We start from the raw sequence: 16,832 nt of genomic DNA on the forward strand, positions 1-16,832 counted from the left end.
TCGCGTTCGACCAGTTCCTTGCCATAGATGAAGCGATAGATCGTCTCGGTGCTGATACGCACGGCGCTCACGCCATCGGCGAGCAGACGCCCGGCGATTTGTTCCGGTGACCAAAGTGCCTTCAGTTGCTCGATCACCAGTTCGCGCAATTGCGAGTGCCGCACAAGCTTCCTCAAACGCCGTCGCGCGACTGCGATACGGCCTTCCCAAACGCGCAGAACCTTGGGAATATCGATTTTTGAAGGCATTTTAGTTGAGATTACAACCGGAAGATGTTGTTATGCGCGGTACGTAGCGGCGTGCCGTCCTTTGCTGATCATCAAACCGAGCTGCTTATGTCGATTTCAGATGCGATTTACCGTCCCTTCGAAACGCTGATCCGACCGCTCGACATCCCATACCAGCCACTTCCCACCAAGGGACCCGTCGCGGTCCTCATGCACTTCATCCGGATGTTTCGTGGCGTCGTCATTGCGATGGCGGTGACGTCGATGGCGGTAGAAGCTATCAATCTGACGATCATCTGGGGGCTGTCGGTCATCGTCGACGGTGTGGCGACACAGGGGGTCGAGCACTTCGTTGAGAACCGGTTCTGGCTTTTGGCGTTCCTGGCCTTCCTGATCTTTCCGGTGATGCCGGTCTTCTTCTACATCACCAACATCCTGAACTCGCACACGATCGGCATCAGTCTGCCAATCGCCATACAGTGGCAAGGGCACAAGGCCATCGAAGGACAGGACCTCGCCTTCTTTCATGACCTTTTCGCGGGGCAGGTGGCATCGCGTCTCGGCCAGGTCGCCAACGCCGTACAGCAGCAGATCCTGATCGCCTTTCAGACGGCGCCTCGTTTTCTGCTTCAGATCGTCGGCTCGGTTTTGCTCCTGTTTGCGCTCTCGTGGCAGTTGGCACTACCAGTCGTCATCTGGGTGATCGTCAACGTGCTCTTCACGATAAAGGTCGTACCCGACTTCACAGAGCGCGCGCGCCGCTCGGCAAAGCAGAACAGTCTGGTTTCCGGCGCGATGACCGACATCTACGGCAACATCCAAATGGTCAAGCAGTTCGCTGCCGAAGACAGCGAGGCGGGTGCACTTCGGAAGATCATGTCGAAGGCCGTCGGTACGCTTCACCACGAGCAGCGCGTCTACCGGACCACGGAACTCGTCGTCATCAGCCTCAATATGCTGCTCTGGCTCGTCATGCTGGGGATCGGCTTCTGGGGGCTTTACGACAGCTTTCTGACGGTCGGTGATTTCGTTGCGACCGTCTATATTCTCCAGAGGCTTTCCGCGAATTCCTTCACCTTCCTGCAGATGGGGCAGCAGGTCTTCAAGGCGCTGGGCACGATCAAAGATGCGATGCCTGTCATGACCACGCCGCCGTCTGTGACCGATCGGCTAGGCGCAACAAGGCTCATTGTCCGGCACGGCGAAATTCGTTTCGAGAACGTGCGCTTCGCCTACAAGTCGGACCGGCCGGTCATCGATGATTTGTCGCTGACGGTTCGTCCGGGCGAGAAGGTGGGATTGGTTGGGTTGTCCGGCGCAGGCAAGACGACGCTGGTCAACCTGCTGCTGCGCTTCTACGACATCTGCGGTGGCGCCATTCATATCGATGGTCAGGACATTCGCGCCGTGAGCCAGATGAGCCTGCGGCAAAACATCGGTGTTATCGCCCAGGATGTCGCTCTGTTGCACCGGTCGGTCGGCGACAACATTCGATATGGTCGTCCGCAAGCAAGCCGGCCGGAGATCGAGCAAGCTGCAAGGGCCGCGCAAGCCGATGCTTTCATCGCCGAACTGACCGATGGGGAAGGCCGCAGGGGTTACGACGCCTTTGTCGGTGATCGCGGCATCAAACTGTCCGGAGGTCAGCGACAGCGTGTTTCGATCGCGCGGGTGCTGTTGAAGAATGCGCCAATCCTGATCCTCGACGAAGCGACTTCTGCGCTGGACAGTGAGGCCGAGGCGGCGATCCAGGAAAAGCTCAATCTGCTGATGGACGGCAAGACAGTTATTGCCATTGCCCATCGCCTTTCCACGATCGCTCGGATGGACAGGATCATTGTTCTGGATCGTGGCCGGATCATAGAGGAAGGCACGCCGGATGCGCTCCTGGAGCAAGACGGGCTCTATGCCCGTCTTTGGAAGCGGCAGACGGGCGGCTTCATACCTGAAGAGCTGGATTAAGGTTCCCTTTTTCCCGTCCCGGGGCGTTCCTTTCGCGAATTCGCCTCGATGACTTGAACCTCACGGGTTCCCGATTGCCGGGTGCGAGCTTTGTCAATTTCACCATCGTCTCGAGAAGCATGGCCGCACCATCTGCACTTCCTCATCTTCGGAGCCCTATCAGCGCAGATCGAATGCTCCGAAATGTGAGCGCCCAAGGGGCTCTGTATACGAGACAGCTACATTTCCGCGACGTATTTCCACGCTGCACAGAAACATTTGAAATTAAACTGTCACGCAAAACGTAAAGTAGTATTCTATACTTTGGTATAGCGCGGCTGGCGCAATGGGAGCAGATCGCCCAGGGAGGGGAACGTGACCAGAGCAGATGTGGAAGCGCGGCAGCAGGAATTGAACGAGGAACTGGATCACTATCAGCGTGAGCGCAAGCCCTTGATCGACGAAATCAAGGCAAAGGTCGAGGAGGTAGGGCCTCTTCGTGCCGCAACCGAAAGCGACCGCCAATGCGCGCCACTCCACCTTTGCCGAGGGTGTTTTCCTTGAAGGAACGAACAACGCCGATGACAAGGCTCCGATCAATTTCCTCACGCTTGGCCTGCGGGCGGCGCGTGCCGTTTGCCACATCGTGGATGTCAATCGGACATCACTCGGTACCGGCTTTCTGGTGGCGCCAGGCCTGTTGATCACCAACAACCATGTGATCCCGGACGCCGATAGCGCGGAAGGCGCCATCGCGGAATTCGAGTTTGAGCTGGATGGTGACGAGAACCCTGTCCGCCCGCGACGCTTTCTGCTTGAGCCCACGCGGTTGTTTGCGACCTCGCCCCGTGGAAAGCTTGACTTCACCTTCGTGGCGGTCGCCCCCGTCAATGCGAATGGTGACCCGCTCGAGGCGCAGGGCTGGCTTCCACTCGACGAACGGCCAAACAAAATTCTCGAAGGCCAGCCGGTCGTCGTCATCCAGCATCCCAACGGTCAGATGAAAGCTCTCTGCCTGTTCGACAGTGTCCTGGTGCTGCGCGACCAGGATCCTGATCGTCCTTATGTTCTGTACACGACGGATACCGACAATGGGTCCTCAGGTTCGCCTGCTTTCAACCGGTTCTGGCAGGTGATTGGTTTGCATCATGCCTCTGTCGACACCGGCGAGATGCATGAGGGCAAGCCGATCATCATCAACCGGGGTATCCGGATCAGCAGCATTTTCTCGGCCTTGAAGGGTGGAGCGGTCGAGGGGGTCTTGCACGGCTCAAAGGCTCACATCGAGACCATCTACAATCTGTTAATGGATCCCCGAACACGTCGAAACGGGCGACCGATTGCGACTGGTGCTTCAGCGATCATTGTGTCTACCAACACCGTGCCCGCGGGCACGGTAGCCGTGGTCACTGAAGGGAGCAGACCGAGAGGAACTGTAATCCGCCGCAAACCGGCAGATCATTTCGACAACCGGGCGGGCTTCAATCCGATGTTCCTCACAGATAGGCCCGACGATGCTCCGGATCCGGCGCATCCGCTTTATCTGCCGCTGCCAAAGCTACCGGAATGGCTGGAAGAGGACGCGGCGCGGTTGATCGGGCGCGACGCTGATTATGAGCTGAAATACCAGCATTTCTCCATCGTGATGTCGGCTTCGCGCAGCCTGGCTATCCTTACCGCATGCAACGTCGATGGCGAGCGTATGTACAAACTGGCCCGCGAAGACCGCGACCCCGATGATTTTCTCGACCCGAACGTCGTACCTGAAGCGGCAGCTGACATCTGGTTCTACGATCCGCGTCTTGGCGAGAACAAACAGCTCGGCCCGGAACTCTATGACGCCACCAGCTTCGACTACGGCCACCTGGTGCGGCGGCTCGATCCGGTTTGGGGAACCGATGACCGCACACCGCGCATTGCCAATGACGATACGTTCTGCATGACCAACTGTTCACCACAAGAGACGCGCTTCCATCGCACCCGTCGAGGCGACGACGGCAATTGGAGTGCGCTCGAAGACGTCATTCTCAACGAGGCGAACCTGAAAGATCGAAAATTTGTCATTTTGACAGGCCCGGTTCTTGACCCGCGGGATACGACGATACTCGGGGTCAAAGTGCCGACCGCGTTCTGGAAAATCGCCGCCTATGAAAGCGAGGGCGAACTCAGGGCGCACGGTTTCATGCTGTGGCAGGAGGAAGAGGTCGCCGACCTCGACGAAAGGTTCGAAGGAACGATCGATCTCAGCAGGGCGAAGCGGCCTGTCAAGATTCGCGAGATTGCTCGATTGACTGGCCTTGATTTCGGACCGTTGTTCGACGCGGACGTGCGCGGCGGCATAGCCTAAGCTCGTTACTCAACCGGATTGCCCGCCACGACTGGCACGGAGCCAAATGCCGGGGCGGGGCTAACCCTATGTCCGTTGGAACCAGAGGGACTCAATCCGATCCTTTGCGGACCGTCTCGACCGCAAGCAAACCTTCCGGGAGTGGCCGCAATAGTTCCGCTTCCGGTTTCGTGAGATCGCTCCAGGCCGACCAGTTCTCCGGCTATCGTGTCGCAGAGGCTGCGACCCAACCTCCTGACGAGTTTGCTGCGCTCGTAGAAACGCAACTGAATCAGAACCTTGCCGGGGTAGTCTGGCATTGTCCCGATCAGACTTGGGACGAAGGTCCCTGGCCGAGGTTTCAAGGGCGCCTCAATGGTCCGGCCGACAACCTGCACTCGTCATGCATGTCATGCGCTGGCGCAGTGACCGCGATCCAAAGTACTTGGCATCGTGCCTGGCGCCTCGACATACAACCACAGTTTCATCTGATGCGCGCGCCGGGATGGTCAATGCACCGGATCGTGATCGCGTTGTCTATTGGGGAGCCGGAACCATTAGCTCCCGGCCCCATTTCCGAATTGTATCACTGATGGGACGGACCAATGGCACGCCCCAGATGCGCATTGTGTCGACCAGCATCTCAACCGCTGTGCCGCCTGTCTCGCGTATCCACTGCGCATCAGACTGTGTCGCGTGGCCGGTGTCGTGAATGGTGGACGGATGGCACATGGAGTAGGTGCGACCTTCAAATGCATGCGCTGGCTAGCGATTATGATGTTCTGCACGTGCTGTGCCGCCTGCAACACCACGACAATTCCCAACACGAACAGCGTCAAGGAATACACTGCCGGCCGGATGCACCGCGCCCACGCAGCCCATGCAAATACGCGTGTCGCATCCGGCAAGAAACCGTCCTTAAAGCGTGGCGGCCGGTACGTTGTCGGCAAGCCTTACGTAGTCAAGGGCAAGCGTTACTATCCGAAGGAAGAGCCGGACTACGATCGCAACGGCGTCGCCTCCTGGTACGGCTCGGGGTTCCAGGGACACCTGACCGCAAACGGCGAAACTTACGATGCAAGGCGTCTCTCCGCCGCGCATCCCACCCTTCCCTTACCCAGCTATGTGCGAGTGGCCAATCTCGAAAACGGCTCGTCCGTCATTTTGCGTGTTAATGATCGCGGCCCCTATCACAAAGGGCGCCTGATCGACGTTTCCAGCAGGGCAGCAGAAATGTTGGATCTAAAGCACCGGGGTACAGCTTTCGTCCGGGTGCAGTATGTGGGGCGTGCCGGCCTCGGCGGGGATGATACGGCCTTTCTCATGGCATCGCATGTCAGGAAGGAACAACGCACGCCTGCCATCAGCAGGCCGCTTCAAGCCGCAACGGGAGCGATGGTCGTCAGTCAGGTCCACGGAGCGAAACTGGCGAAATTTGTCGGCAACGCTTCGGGTGCTTTTGATCTGGAGGGAAAGATGGCCGTGAAAGCGCCCCAGCTGCGCGCGATGTGGCCCGGGATCATGGGCATGGCCGTGGATTCTCGAAGGTCGATGATTGAGTGCGGGAACGAAGGCCAGACAAGTGTCCGAGGCGAAACGCCGGTCTACCCCGATTGCTGCGCGAACGAGGGCCGTGCTGAGGATAGAAACGTGCTTCAGGCTTTCCTCCCGTCGGGTCTCAATCGCAGGATCCATGTGACTGGGACTGTCGGTCGCCGCCCTCGGCGCGGCGGCGACCAGGAAATTCCGTTTGGTCAGGCTTTCCCGGCGAACAGCCAATCGCAGACAGCTTAGGGAATGATCAGTTTACCGACAGTGCTCCGGCTTCCTCCCAGAACCCGCGCCAGCGCCTGCACGTCGAAATCCGGTCGTTTGGGCTAGAGATCCGCTTTTAGAACACAGGAACGCATGCGGATTATCGCCAGTAGCCCCCGCCCACTTCCCTCTGTCGAGTGCCCGACCACGCAGCCGATCGCAAGCGCAATCGCACCGATGCTCAGTACCGGGCCGGTTGCGGTGTGCGGGTGGTCCGCAGCCGCAGTGCCATCGCATTTGTTTCGCGCCGGACAGCGTCGGTGGCCGTTCTGGCGGCCTTGCGGACTCCTGTTGACGGGTCAATTGATGTGCCAGTGAAACCGGCTGCGAGGTCATCCTTGGCCAGGTCATTCTCGTTTCCCGGGTGTGACGGAGAAGGGGCAAGGAGACCGGAAGGTCCGAATGCGGCTGGAAGTGGGGCGACAGGTCCCTGTTGGAAATGCTAGAGGTGCTCATCGGGAAGGGGCGAGCGAATACGCAGGAGATTTCTCGATGAGCAGAACTGCCATGAACGCCCTAGGACAACCAGTCTATTACAGCGGAATTTCGACCGCATGGTTTTCCGCAACTGGATCTGGACCGACCCTTTACGGCACATCCGGCAACGATTCCATCTGGGGCGACAGTTCGGTCGACGTGACGATGATCGGCGGCGCGGGCGACGATATCTATTATCTCTATTCATCGACGAACCGCGCCGAGGAGGCGCCAGGTGCAGGTGTCGACTCGATTGATACCTGGATGAGCTACGTCTTGCCGGAGAACTTCGAGAATCTGACAGTGACTGGCGACGGTCGATACGCGTTCGGCAACAGCGCCGACAACATCCTCACCGGCGGTTCGGGCAGCCAGACCATCGACGGACGCGCTGGCAATGACGTGCTCATAGGTTCCGGCGGGGCCGACACCTTCGTGTTCGAATATGGCAATGGCAGCGACCTGATCACCGATTTCAGCTCCAACGACACCATTCGCCTCGATGGATATGGGCTCACCTCGTTCCAAGAGGTGCTGGCGAATGCGACCGAGAAGGGAGACGATCTCCGCCTCCAACTCGCCGATGGCGAAAGCCTCGTCCTGGAAGATACGACAGCTGATCAGTTGCAGGAGGGTCAGTTCCAACTGAGCCTGGACCGGTCCGCTTTCACGCAAACCTTCTCGGACGATTTCGACACGCTTCAGCTCACCAACGGCTCGAGCGGCGTCTGGGATGCGAAATACTGGTGGGCGCCGGAAAAGGGGGCGACGCTAACCGAAAACAGCGAACTGCAGTGGTATGTCAATCCGGACTACGAGCCGACCGCTTCCGTCAACCCGTTCTCGGTCGAGGACGGTGTGTTGACAATCACCGCGGAGCGCGCTTCGGAAGCAATCCAGTCCGAAATCGGTGGCTATGACTACACGTCCGGGATGCTGACCACCTATTCGTCCTTCGCCCAGACCTACGGCTACTTCGAGATGCGGGCTGACATGCCGGACGATCAGGGCGCCTGGCCTGCGTTCTGGCTGTTGCCCGCCGACGGCTCCTGGCCGCCGGAGCTAGACGTCGTTGAAATGCGTGGGCAGGACGCAAATACCGTCATCACCACCGCCCATTCCAATGAAAGCGGTGAGCACACTGTCAGCCGAGAAGGGGTCCAGGTCGCCGATACCGGCGGGTTTCACGACTATGGAGTGCTTTGGACGGAAGACGAGATCGTCTGGTATTTCGACAACACGGAGATCGCCCGCGCCGACACCCCCGCGGATATGCACGAACCGATGTATATGATCGTCAACCTCGCGGTCGGAGGGATGGCCGACACGCCGGACGACGATTTTGCCGATGGGTCGGAGATGAAGATCGACCACATCGAGGCGTATTCGCTGGATTCCGACTGGTACATCTAACTGGACAAGGTAGGGGATCGACAGTGTCCATATGGCGATCCCCTGCCGAGACCATCGGCAACGGAAGCTTGTCCGGGCGTAGTATGCGCTTCAGCTATATTGAAAGCGAAAATCCGAGGGCGTCGGTCCACATCGACGAGGAGGTTGCGCGCAGCATCTCCTCGGCCCTTCCGAAAGCGGTCGTCCGGTCGAGCTGCGAGAGGAAGTGGTGGTCGAAGAGGTGCGACTGCCACGCATCATCGCAGCGGTCATTGTCGGTTTCGGCCTGTCCGTTTCACGCGCCGCCCTTGCAATCGGTTGCCCCAGCCCGTGCGGTGGGGCAACCGGACATATTACGCAGCTGATCGAAGTCCAACCGCCGCAGCCAGACGCTTTGCCCGCTCGAGGCACGCCGGTTGCTGATCAGCAAAGCGCTCGGCGCCAATTTCCATGATCAGCGTCGTATCCGGAAGGAAAGTCAGCTCGGAAAAGATGTCGTCCCAGGCGATGTCGCCCCAGCCGATCGGCAGATGCAGGTCGCCGATGCCCAGCGCCGTCGCTTCGGCCGGATGATAGAAGCGGTTCATGGAATAGGGCAGGCCGAAACTGTCGTGCACATGCAGGTGACCCGTCACCGGGGCCATCGCCCTCAGCTCGTCGCGGAAATCCAGCCCGCGATGCGTAGCCTCGATATAGGCATGCGAGAAGTCGATGAGGGCGACGACGTTGTTCGAGCCGATCGCCCGCACGGTTTCGGCGACCTGGCTCGGCGTTTGCCGATACTGGCCGGTTTCCGTCGTGAAGATGTTCTCGAGCGCGATGCGGACCCCGTATCCTTTTGCGATCTCCGCCATCTCTGCGAGGGCGTCGCGTTCCATCTTGTCGAGATCTGCGGGGTTCTCTCCGGGGGCAAGCTGTGCAGCACCCGAGTGATGAACGAGAATGCCCGCGCCGAGCCGGTCGCACAGTTCGAGCATCGCCCTCACGACCTTCTTCTGCAGATGGTGGTGCTGGCGATCCATGAAGTTGGAAACGATCTGGCCGTGCAGCGAAAGCTTGTTGAAGGTGTACGCCTTCGTGATCTCGGCGACGCGCAGGACACGGTCTTCGATGATGCGGCCGCCGCTGACGATTTCTTCGCCATAGATCCCGATTTCGCAGGCGTCGGCTCCGGTCTCGGCAATTTCGCGCAAGGAGGCATCAAGGCTCGAAAGATCGCCCTTGCCCGTTCGGTTGCAGAATCCCACGGCGGAAATGATGTCGTTCATCACGGTTTCTCCTGATTTATGGAAGTGATCAGACTGCTTGGAGTGTCTGTTGGCTGGCGGAATTGCGTGCGGCACGCGGCGCCAGATCGATCTCGATCCGTCGGCCGGTCTCCTGGTCGAACAGATGCAGGTGTGCCAAGGGCAGCTCCAGGGTGACCCGGTCGCCCGGCCGCGCGCGCGTATGCTCGTCGACTGTTGCCGCGAAGGGATGGCCATTCAGTTCCGAGTGGATGACGCGGCCGGAGCCGAGCTCCTCGATGAAATCCACCTTGATCGAGACGCCTTCAGGCGCAACGACACATTGTTCCGGCCGAATACCGACCGTGATGTGCCTCGCGCCCAGCCGCACGGCAAGCGCCCTGTCGATCACCATCTTCGTGCCGCCGAATGTGAGGCAGGCGTTGTCGACGTCGACGGCGGCATCGAACAGGTTCATCGCCGGCGAGCCGATGAAGGATGCGACGAAGATGCTTGCCGGACGGTGGTAGATGTCGAGCGGCTGGCCGACCTGTTCGACGACGCCCTTGTTCATCACCACCAGCTTGTCTGCCAGCGTCATCGCTTCCACCTGATCGTGCGTGACGAAGATCGACGTTGCCGAGAGACGCTGATGCAGCTTGCGGATTTCGGCCCGCATGGTGACGCGCAGCTTGGCGTCCAGGTTCGACAATGGCTCGTCGAAAAGAAACACGTTCGGCTCGCGAATGATCGCCCGCGCCATGGCGACACGCTGCCGCTGACCGCCGGAAAGCGCTGCGGGCTTGCGATCGAGATAATCGGAGAGCCCGACGATCTTCGCCGTTTCCTCGATCCGGCGCAGCCGCTCCGCCTTTGGGACGCCGGCCACCTTCAGGGCATAGCCGATATTTCCTGCAACGGTCATATGCGGATAGAGCGCGTAGTTCTGGAACACCATGGCGCAGCCGCGTTCGCGCGGCTCAAGCCTGTTGACGACCTTACCGTTGATGGCGATCTCGCCTGAAGTGATCTCCTCAAGCCCGGCGATCATCCGCAGAAGCGTCGATTTTCCGCAGCCGGAGGGGCCGAGGATCACGACGAATTCTCCCGACGCAAAGGCAAGGTCGATGCCATGCAGGGTAGGGTTCTTTCCGTAGGATTTACGCACGGCGCGAATTGCGATGTCAGCCATGAGCGCGGACCTCTCTGTCTGTTCTGTTTGGGGAAAGCGGGGTCATTTTTCCGTGGCCACGAGGCCGCGAACGAACCACCGCTGCAGCACGGCAACGACGATGAGCGGAGGCAGCATGATGATCAGCGATCCGGCGAGCGTCACGTTCCAATCCGGCGTGCCGTTGTCGGACGGCAGGAGTGCCACCAGCGACATCATCGTGGTCTTGTATTGCGGGTCCGTCACCATCAGGAGGGGCCAGAGATACTGGTTCCACCCATAGACGAACATGATCGTCGTCAGCGCCAGCATGTTGGTGCGCGAGAGTGGCAAGAGCATATCGATGAAAAAGCGGATCGCGCCTGACCCGTCCATGCGTGCGGCCTCTGCCAGCTCGTCGGGCAGGGTCAGGTAGAATTGGCGATAAAGGAATGTTCCAGTCGCGGTCGCGATCAACGGCAGCGTGAGGCCGGCGTAGGAATTGAGGAGGTTCCAATCGACGGAAACCTCAAAGCCGGTGACGGCGGAAATCAGCAATCGGACGGGCTGGAACAGATCGGCGGCCACCGCGTAGGTCGGCACCACGCGCACTTCGAGCGGCAGCATCAAGGTGATGAATACCATCCAGAAGAAGAAGCCTTTCAGCGGTGTCCGGAAGAACACGATGGCAAAGGCCGTCAGCGCCGACAGCGCCACCTTGCCGACCGTGACGAGGCTCGCCATGACGAAGCTGTTCAGCATCGCCGTTCCGAGGTGGGCGCGCGACCAGGCGGCGCCCATGTTTTCGAGCAGGCGGTCCTGCGGCATGAAACTGAACGGTATGGCGTTGACTTGCTGGAATGTCTGGCTTGCGCCCGACACGATGACGATGAAGGGACCGATCAGCAGCAGGAAGCCGAAGATCATCACGCAATAGGTCAGGGCGTTGGCGAAGGGTGTCCGCTGGATCATGTGAGCCTCACTTGTAATGGACCTGACGCTCGATGAAGCGGAACTGGATGAAGGTGAAGATCATGATGAGGCCGATGAGCACGAGGCTCTGGGCCGACGCGCCGGAGTAGTTCAAGCCGCGAAACGCTTCCTCTACGATGCGGTAGACCATCACGTCGGTGCCGTGGTTCGGGCCGCCATCTGTCGTGCGGGCGACGATGCCGTAGGTATCGGCGCCGACGAAACCCTCGGTCATCATGATGACCAGCAGGAAGAAGAGCGTTGGCGCCAGCAGCGGGATCTGGATGTCGACCGCGCGGCGGATCGGGCCGCAGCCGTCCATCGCGGCAGCCTCGATGAGCGACCGAGGGACCGATTGCAGGCCGGCGAGCAGGAAGATGAAGGTGTAGCCCGCCCATTTCCAGGCGAAGACGACAATGACCAGGATGAGAGCGTGGCTGCCATACTTCGCCGGGTTCCAGAAATCGGGGAAAGCGGCGTTGACCGATGCCATCAGCCCGCGCTCCGGCGACAGGATGAAACGGAAGGCCATGCCGGCCGCAGGTCCGGCAATCGCGTAGGGCAGAATGTAGAGGAACCGGAACGGCGCGGAGCCCGGCAATTGCCGGTCGACCGCAAGGGCAAGAACAAGCCCGATGAAAATGGTGGCTAGCGTGCCACAAAGAGCAAATGCCAGGCTGACGCCAACGGAGTTCCAGTAGAGCGGGTCGGCGAACACTTCCTTGAAGTTGGCAAAGCCGACGAATTCGGCGGCGCCGCCGAATGGCGGCTCCAGCGTGAAAGCCCATCGCAATACGGCGACCGCCGGCCAATAGAAAAAGAGCAGGATCAAAATGATCTGTGGCAGGGCGAATAGGCTGGGCAGCCACCAGCTGCGAAAGGCCGCGCGCTTGTCCATATGTCGAAATTCCGATGCGCAAGAATAGGGAGCGGAGCCTGCCGGTATTGCGACAGGCTCCGGGCGGATCAGGTGTTAGTTCAGGGTCTGTCCGGCGTAGGTCTTCTCGAAGCGGCGCAAAACGGCGTTGCCGCGTTCAACCGTCTTGTCGAGTTCGGCCTGTACGTCTGCATTCTGCATGAAGATTGCTTCGAGGGCGGTTGCGAACTCCTTGCGGATCTGCGTGAAACCACCGAGGCGAATACCGCGGGTGTTTTCCGAAGTCGGGGTGAAGGACAGGCTCTGGATGGCGAGTTCACGGCCCTTGTAGGGTACCTTGTCATAGAACCCATTGGCCTTCATGGCGTCGAAACCAGTCTTGGTCACCGGAATATAGCCCGTCACCGTCGACCACCACTCGGCCATTTCCGGCGTCGCAAGGTACGCGAGGAAGGCGGCAGCGCCCTTGTATTCCGCTTCCGGACGACCGGCGAGCACCCAGAGCGATGCGCCGCCGACGAGCGAGTTCTGCCGCTCCGTGCCCTTCCAGACGGGCAACATGGCGACTTCCCACTTCACACCTTCGGGAAGGGTCTTGCCGATCGTGCCATGGTCGGCGATTGAGGTCTGGATCATCTGGCAGGTCTGGGAGGTGAAGGCAGGGACGGTATCCATGCCGAGCTGCTTGGTCTTGACCACGAAGAGCTTCTCGTCGGCCATCTTCTTGAAGAACTTCACGTGGTCGACGAACTTGGTCTTGTTGACGACAAGCTCGGCATCCAGCCCGTTGTAGCCATTCGCCTGGGTGGCCAGCGGCTGGTTGTGGATGGCCGAGAACTGCTCCATCAGCGGCCAGGTGTCGAAGTTGAAGGCGAGCGGGCATTCGTAGCCGGCTGTCTTCAGCTTGCGGGCCGCTTCCTCGACCTGTTCCCAGGTGTCCGGCTTGAAGTCGATGCCGGCCTTCTGGAAGGCGTCAGCGTTGTAGTAGAACATGGCCGTCGAGGAGTTGAACGGGAAGGAATTCAGCTCGCCCTTTGCCGTGGCGTAGTAGTTGGCGATGCCGCCGAAATAGTTGTTCCAGTCGATGGTGTAGCCGTTGTCGGCCATCAGCTTCTTGGCGGGCACGAAGGCGCCCGACAGCATCATGTCGAGCGTGCCGGCATCATAGATCTGCGTGATTGCCGGCTGCTTCTTGGCGCGGTAGGCGGCAATCGTGTTCTGCAGGGTCGTGTCGTAACCGTTTTGCGAGGTGCAGACGATCTCGAACTCGGACTGGCTCTCGTTGAACTTCTTGCAGGCATCCTGGACACGTTCGCCAAGATCACCCGAAAGGCCGTACCAGAATTCGAATTTCGTCTTTTCGGCTGCTGCCGCCGGCGCGCCAAACGCGACGCTAGCCATCAGGCCGATGAATACGGACGTAGTGACGGAGACTCTCATTGCAAAACGCTCCTTGCAGATTGGCGGACACCAGGATCGGTGGCACGAATGAAGCCGGGCGCTTGCTAACAGTTGAGTGTGACAATGCTTGCCAATCTGCGTGATGGAAAAATGAAAGTTTGACGACGCTGTCGCAGGCAACGTGAAGACGTGGGGAAGCTTCGCCGTCAATCTGGCCTCAGGCTGACAGCCGCGAGATACCGGCGGCATTGAATTCACTCGATGCGATGCTCCCGACGATCGCGGCTCAGCTTCGATCAGCCCTGATGGTAGGTCGACCGTGCCAGAGGGTAAAATCCTACCAGTCACTATGCGGCGGCGAGCTTTGTGCGGTCGGTGATTGAAAGCCGTCGCGGTGTGGGCAGTCAGCGCGTTTATGCTTGTCGCCCGCGGCTCATCTGATGCTATCGAATGTAACTTTCCGGTCGTCATTCGTGACACATGAACTATGAGTGCCGCTGTGCGGGATGTCGCTTGCGCAGGCACCCTCCCTATATCTTGACAATAACAATCAACTTATTTAGCACCCCTCAGCCGACATCTTTCATCCCTCGACGGGGCTGAGAACTGTTTTCGGTCAATAGGTTATAGGGGTGAAGGATGAAGCTGCGTGTAGGATCGTTGGCGGTTTTGCTGACGACAGTAAGCCATGTGACATTGGCGCAAGACACGACCGTGTTGGAGCGCATCGAGGTGACCGCGGGCCGTTCGACAGCGACGATAGGCAGCGAACCTGAGGCCTATGCCGGCGGGCAGGTTGCTCGCGGCGGCCGAGTGGGTCTGCTTGGCAACCGTGATTTCCTTGACACGCCGTTCAACATCACCGGCTACACCTCTCAGACAATCGAAAACCAAGGCGCACGCACAGTCGCCGACGTTCTGGCCAATGATCCCTCTGTCAGAAGCACCCACGCCTCCGGCGGTATGCTGGATTCCTTCTACATCAGGGGCTTCCCGCTCAATGAGGGGAACTTCGGCGAGGTCGCTTTCGACGGCGTCTATGGTGTCGCTCCGACTTACCGCCTGTTCACCGACTATGCCGAGCGTGTTGAGGTGCTCAAGGGGCCGACCGCGCTCATCTATGGCATTTCGCCGAACAGCGGCGTCGGCGGCACCATCAACATCGTGCCCAAGCGTGCCGGAGATGTCGATCTGACGCGGCTCACGACCGACTATGCTTCGGATCTCTACGGCGGTGGTCATCTTGATTTTAGCCGCCGCTTCGGTGAGGAGCGCCAGTTCGGCGTGCGCTTCAACGGCAGCTATCATGGCGGCGACACCGGGATCGACAATCAGTCGCGCAACGTGGCTGTCGGTGCGCTCGCGCTCGACTATGAAGGCGAAGGGTTCAGGGCGACGCTTGATGTCATCGGCCAGCGGGAAGACTTCGACGCTCCGCAACGTCCATTCTTCCCGACCGCCGGCATAGAAATTCCGGACGCGCCGGACGGACGCTCCAATGTCCAGGAGCCGTGGGAATGGTCGAAGAGCGAGGATCTGTCGTGGCTGGGCCGGGTCGAATATGACCTCAGCGACAACGTGACGCTGTTCGGCGCTGTCGGCGGCGGCAACTCGCGCGTCGAGCGCCTTTTCGGCACGCCCGTCATTCTCAATTCTGCCGGCGACGTCAGCATCACACCGCAAAACTTCGTTTTCGATGTCGACCGGCTGACGGCTGAGACGGGTGTTCGCGCCACCTTCGACACGGATGCGGTCGAGCACACCGTCACCTTCCAGGTCAGCGGCCTGGAGCAGAGCCTCGCCCGCGGCTCGAACTCGGGAACCGCTCAGCTTACCAATCTCTTCAATCCGCTTCCTCGTCCCAGGCAGGACGTGCCGCAACCATCTCACGTGCCGAGGGTCTCTGAGAACGTGTTCTATGGCGTTGCGCTTTCCGACACGATGTCCATGCTCGACGAGCGCCTGCAATTGACCGTGGGCGGACGCTGGCAGCGCATCGACACCGAAAACTACAGCCCGGCCACCGGTGCCGTTACCACTTCGTCCGATGAGGACGCGCTTACGCCTCTGGTCGGCATCGTCGTCAAGCCATGGGACAATGTCGCGCTTTATGCGAATTACGTCGAGGGTCTCAGCGTTGGCGACAGCGCTCCGACGACGGCGATCAATGCCGGCGAAACGCTCGCGCCCTATCGGTCGAAGCAGTACGAGATCGGCACCAAGGTGGATCTCGGCCGCATGGCGGTGACGGTCAGCGCGTTCCAGATCGAAAAGCCGTTCGGCCAGCTCGAGGCTAGCGGTGGCGGTCTAGTCTTCGTCGAAGGTGGTGAGCAACGCAATCGCGGCCTCGAACTCAACATCTTCGGTGAAGTGACGTCTGAGGTCCGGGTGCTCGGCGGGGTGACCTTCATCCAGGGCGAACTCACGAAGACCAACAGCGCCGCGACCCGTGGCAATACGCCGATCGGCGTGCCGTCGGTGCAGGTCAAACTGGGTGCGGAGTGGGACACGCCCTTTATGGAGGGCCTGACGCTGACCGGCAACGTCATCCACACCGACGAGCAATATGTCAACACCGCCAACACCCAGGAAATCCCCTCCTGGACGCGGCTTGACCTCGGCGCCCGGTACCTGACCGAGATCAACCAAAAGCCGGTTACGTTCCGGGCCGAAGTCGAGAACGTCTTCGACCTTGATTATTGGTCCGGAGTCGCAAGCTTCGGGACGATTTCGCAGGGTGCGCCGCTGACCGTGCAGGTCTCGATGACAACCGATTTCTGATGACGGCGTGAGCTGACGCCGTTCTGGTGATCGCAAGGGAGGCGCGGCTAGGCCGGCGCCTCCCTTTTGTTTGGCGGCAAACCAAGTTCAGATTTCCAAGGCCCGACCGACGCGTCGGTTGGGGTGCCCAGGGCGCGAGAAAGAAAAGACGAGGCCGTCGATCGACGACCCTCGCTCCGCTGAATGCATATGAAAGTCTGCCGCCGCTTTGGCGCTTGCTCAGGCCGATCGAGAATGACGCCGCTCG

At 59.9% G+C, this 16,832-nt stretch carries 10 protein-coding genes and 2 pseudogenes; 5 read left to right on the forward strand and 7 right to left on the reverse strand.

Going from position 1 to position 16,832, the window contains the following annotated elements:
* Positions 1 to 14 precede the first annotated feature (14 nt).
* A pseudogene (locus tag BBX50_RS15840) lies at positions 15 to 185 on the reverse strand (IS30 family transposase); the annotation flags it as partial.
* A 150-nt stretch (positions 186 to 335) separates the two neighbouring features.
* Here BBX50_RS15840 and BBX50_RS15845 point away from each other — a divergent pair.
* On the forward strand, positions 336 to 2,189 hold the full coding sequence (locus BBX50_RS15845; RefSeq protein WP_065776289.1) for an ABC transporter ATP-binding protein: 1,854 nt from the start codon (positions 336 to 338) through the stop codon (positions 2,187 to 2,189).
* Between the two features lie 478 nt (positions 2,190 to 2,667).
* Positions 2,668 to 4,515, forward strand: a complete 1,848-nt coding sequence (locus BBX50_RS15850) for a DNA/RNA non-specific endonuclease (RefSeq protein ID WP_065776290.1) — start codon at positions 2,668 to 2,670, stop codon at positions 4,513 to 4,515.
* A 91-nt stretch (positions 4,516 to 4,606) separates the two neighbouring features.
* Here the strand turns inward: BBX50_RS15850 and BBX50_RS30785 are convergent.
* Positions 4,607 to 4,717, reverse strand: a pseudogene (locus BBX50_RS30785) (SOS response-associated peptidase); the annotation flags it as partial.
* A gap of 533 nt (positions 4,718 to 5,250) precedes the next feature.
* Here BBX50_RS30785 and BBX50_RS15855 point away from each other — a divergent pair.
* Complete coding sequence (locus BBX50_RS15855; RefSeq protein ID WP_065776291.1) at positions 5,251 to 6,288, forward strand: septal ring lytic transglycosylase RlpA family protein; 1,038 nt, start codon at positions 5,251 to 5,253, stop codon at positions 6,286 to 6,288.
* 513 nt (positions 6,289 to 6,801) lie between these two features.
* Positions 6,802 to 8,199: a family 16 glycosylhydrolase gene (locus tag BBX50_RS15860; RefSeq protein ID WP_065776292.1), complete on the forward strand. Its 1,398-nt coding sequence runs from the start codon at positions 6,802 to 6,804 to the stop codon at positions 8,197 to 8,199.
* 332 nt (positions 8,200 to 8,531) lie between these two features.
* Here the strand turns inward: BBX50_RS15860 and BBX50_RS15865 are convergent, their stop codons facing one another.
* From BBX50_RS15865 to BBX50_RS15885, 5 genes are all read right to left on the reverse strand, one after another.
* Complete coding sequence (locus tag BBX50_RS15865; RefSeq protein WP_065776293.1) at positions 8,532 to 9,446, reverse strand: sugar phosphate isomerase/epimerase; 915 nt, start codon at positions 9,444 to 9,446, stop codon at positions 8,532 to 8,534.
* A gap of 28 nt (positions 9,447 to 9,474) precedes the next feature.
* Positions 9,475 to 10,596 carry a sn-glycerol-3-phosphate import ATP-binding protein UgpC gene (locus BBX50_RS15870; protein ID WP_065776294.1) on the reverse strand — a complete coding sequence of 374 codons (1,122 nt, stop codon included), beginning with the start codon at positions 10,594 to 10,596 and terminating at the stop codon, positions 9,475 to 9,477.
* Between the two features lie 42 nt (positions 10,597 to 10,638).
* Positions 10,639 to 11,526 carry an ABC transporter permease subunit gene (locus BBX50_RS15875; RefSeq protein ID WP_065776295.1) on the reverse strand — a complete coding sequence of 296 codons (888 nt, stop codon included), beginning with the start codon at positions 11,524 to 11,526 and terminating at the stop codon, positions 10,639 to 10,641.
* A gap of 7 nt (positions 11,527 to 11,533) precedes the next feature.
* Complete coding sequence (locus BBX50_RS15880; protein WP_065776296.1) at positions 11,534 to 12,424, reverse strand: sugar ABC transporter permease; 891 nt, start codon at positions 12,422 to 12,424, stop codon at positions 11,534 to 11,536.
* A 75-nt stretch (positions 12,425 to 12,499) separates the two neighbouring features.
* Positions 12,500 to 13,804, reverse strand: coding sequence for an extracellular solute-binding protein (locus tag BBX50_RS15885; RefSeq protein WP_244513167.1), 1,305 nt, complete (start codon positions 13,802 to 13,804; stop codon positions 12,500 to 12,502).
* A 639-nt stretch (positions 13,805 to 14,443) separates the two neighbouring features.
* Here BBX50_RS15885 and BBX50_RS15890 point away from each other — a divergent pair.
* Entirely contained in the window at positions 14,444 to 16,585 is a 2,142-nt protein-coding gene (locus tag BBX50_RS15890) for a TonB-dependent siderophore receptor (protein WP_065776298.1), read from the forward strand.
* The last annotated feature ends 247 nt before the right edge of the window (positions 16,586 to 16,832 follow it).

It is taken from the genome of Ensifer sp. LC11, assembly GCF_001695835.1.
Taxonomy (GTDB): Bacteria; Pseudomonadota; Alphaproteobacteria; order Rhizobiales; family Rhizobiaceae; genus Ensifer.

Coding starts and splice junctions, on each gene's coding strand:
- BBX50_RS15880 (WP_065776296.1), bottom strand. CDS start 12,424: ATGGACAAGCGCGCGGCCTTTCGCAGCTGGTGGCTGCCCAGCCTATTC.
- BBX50_RS15875 (WP_065776295.1), bottom strand. CDS start 11,526: ATGATCCAGCGGACACCCTTCGCCAACGCCCTGACCTATTGCGTGATG.
- BBX50_RS15890 (WP_065776298.1), top strand. CDS start 14,444: ATGAAGCTGCGTGTAGGATCGTTGGCGGTTTTGCTGACGACAGTAAGC.
- BBX50_RS15865 (WP_065776293.1), bottom strand. CDS start 9,446: ATGAACGACATCATTTCCGCCGTGGGATTCTGCAACCGAACGGGCAAG.
- BBX50_RS15885 (WP_244513167.1), bottom strand. CDS start 13,804: ATGGCTAGCGTCGCGTTTGGCGCGCCGGCGGCAGCAGCCGAAAAGACG.
- BBX50_RS15845 (WP_065776289.1), top strand. CDS start 336: ATGTCGATTTCAGATGCGATTTACCGTCCCTTCGAAACGCTGATCCGA.
- BBX50_RS15855 (WP_065776291.1), top strand. CDS start 5,251: ATGCGCTGGCTAGCGATTATGATGTTCTGCACGTGCTGTGCCGCCTGC.
- BBX50_RS15870 (WP_065776294.1), bottom strand. CDS start 10,596: ATGGCTGACATCGCAATTCGCGCCGTGCGTAAATCCTACGGAAAGAAC.
- BBX50_RS15860 (WP_065776292.1), top strand. CDS start 6,802: ATGAGCAGAACTGCCATGAACGCCCTAGGACAACCAGTCTATTACAGC.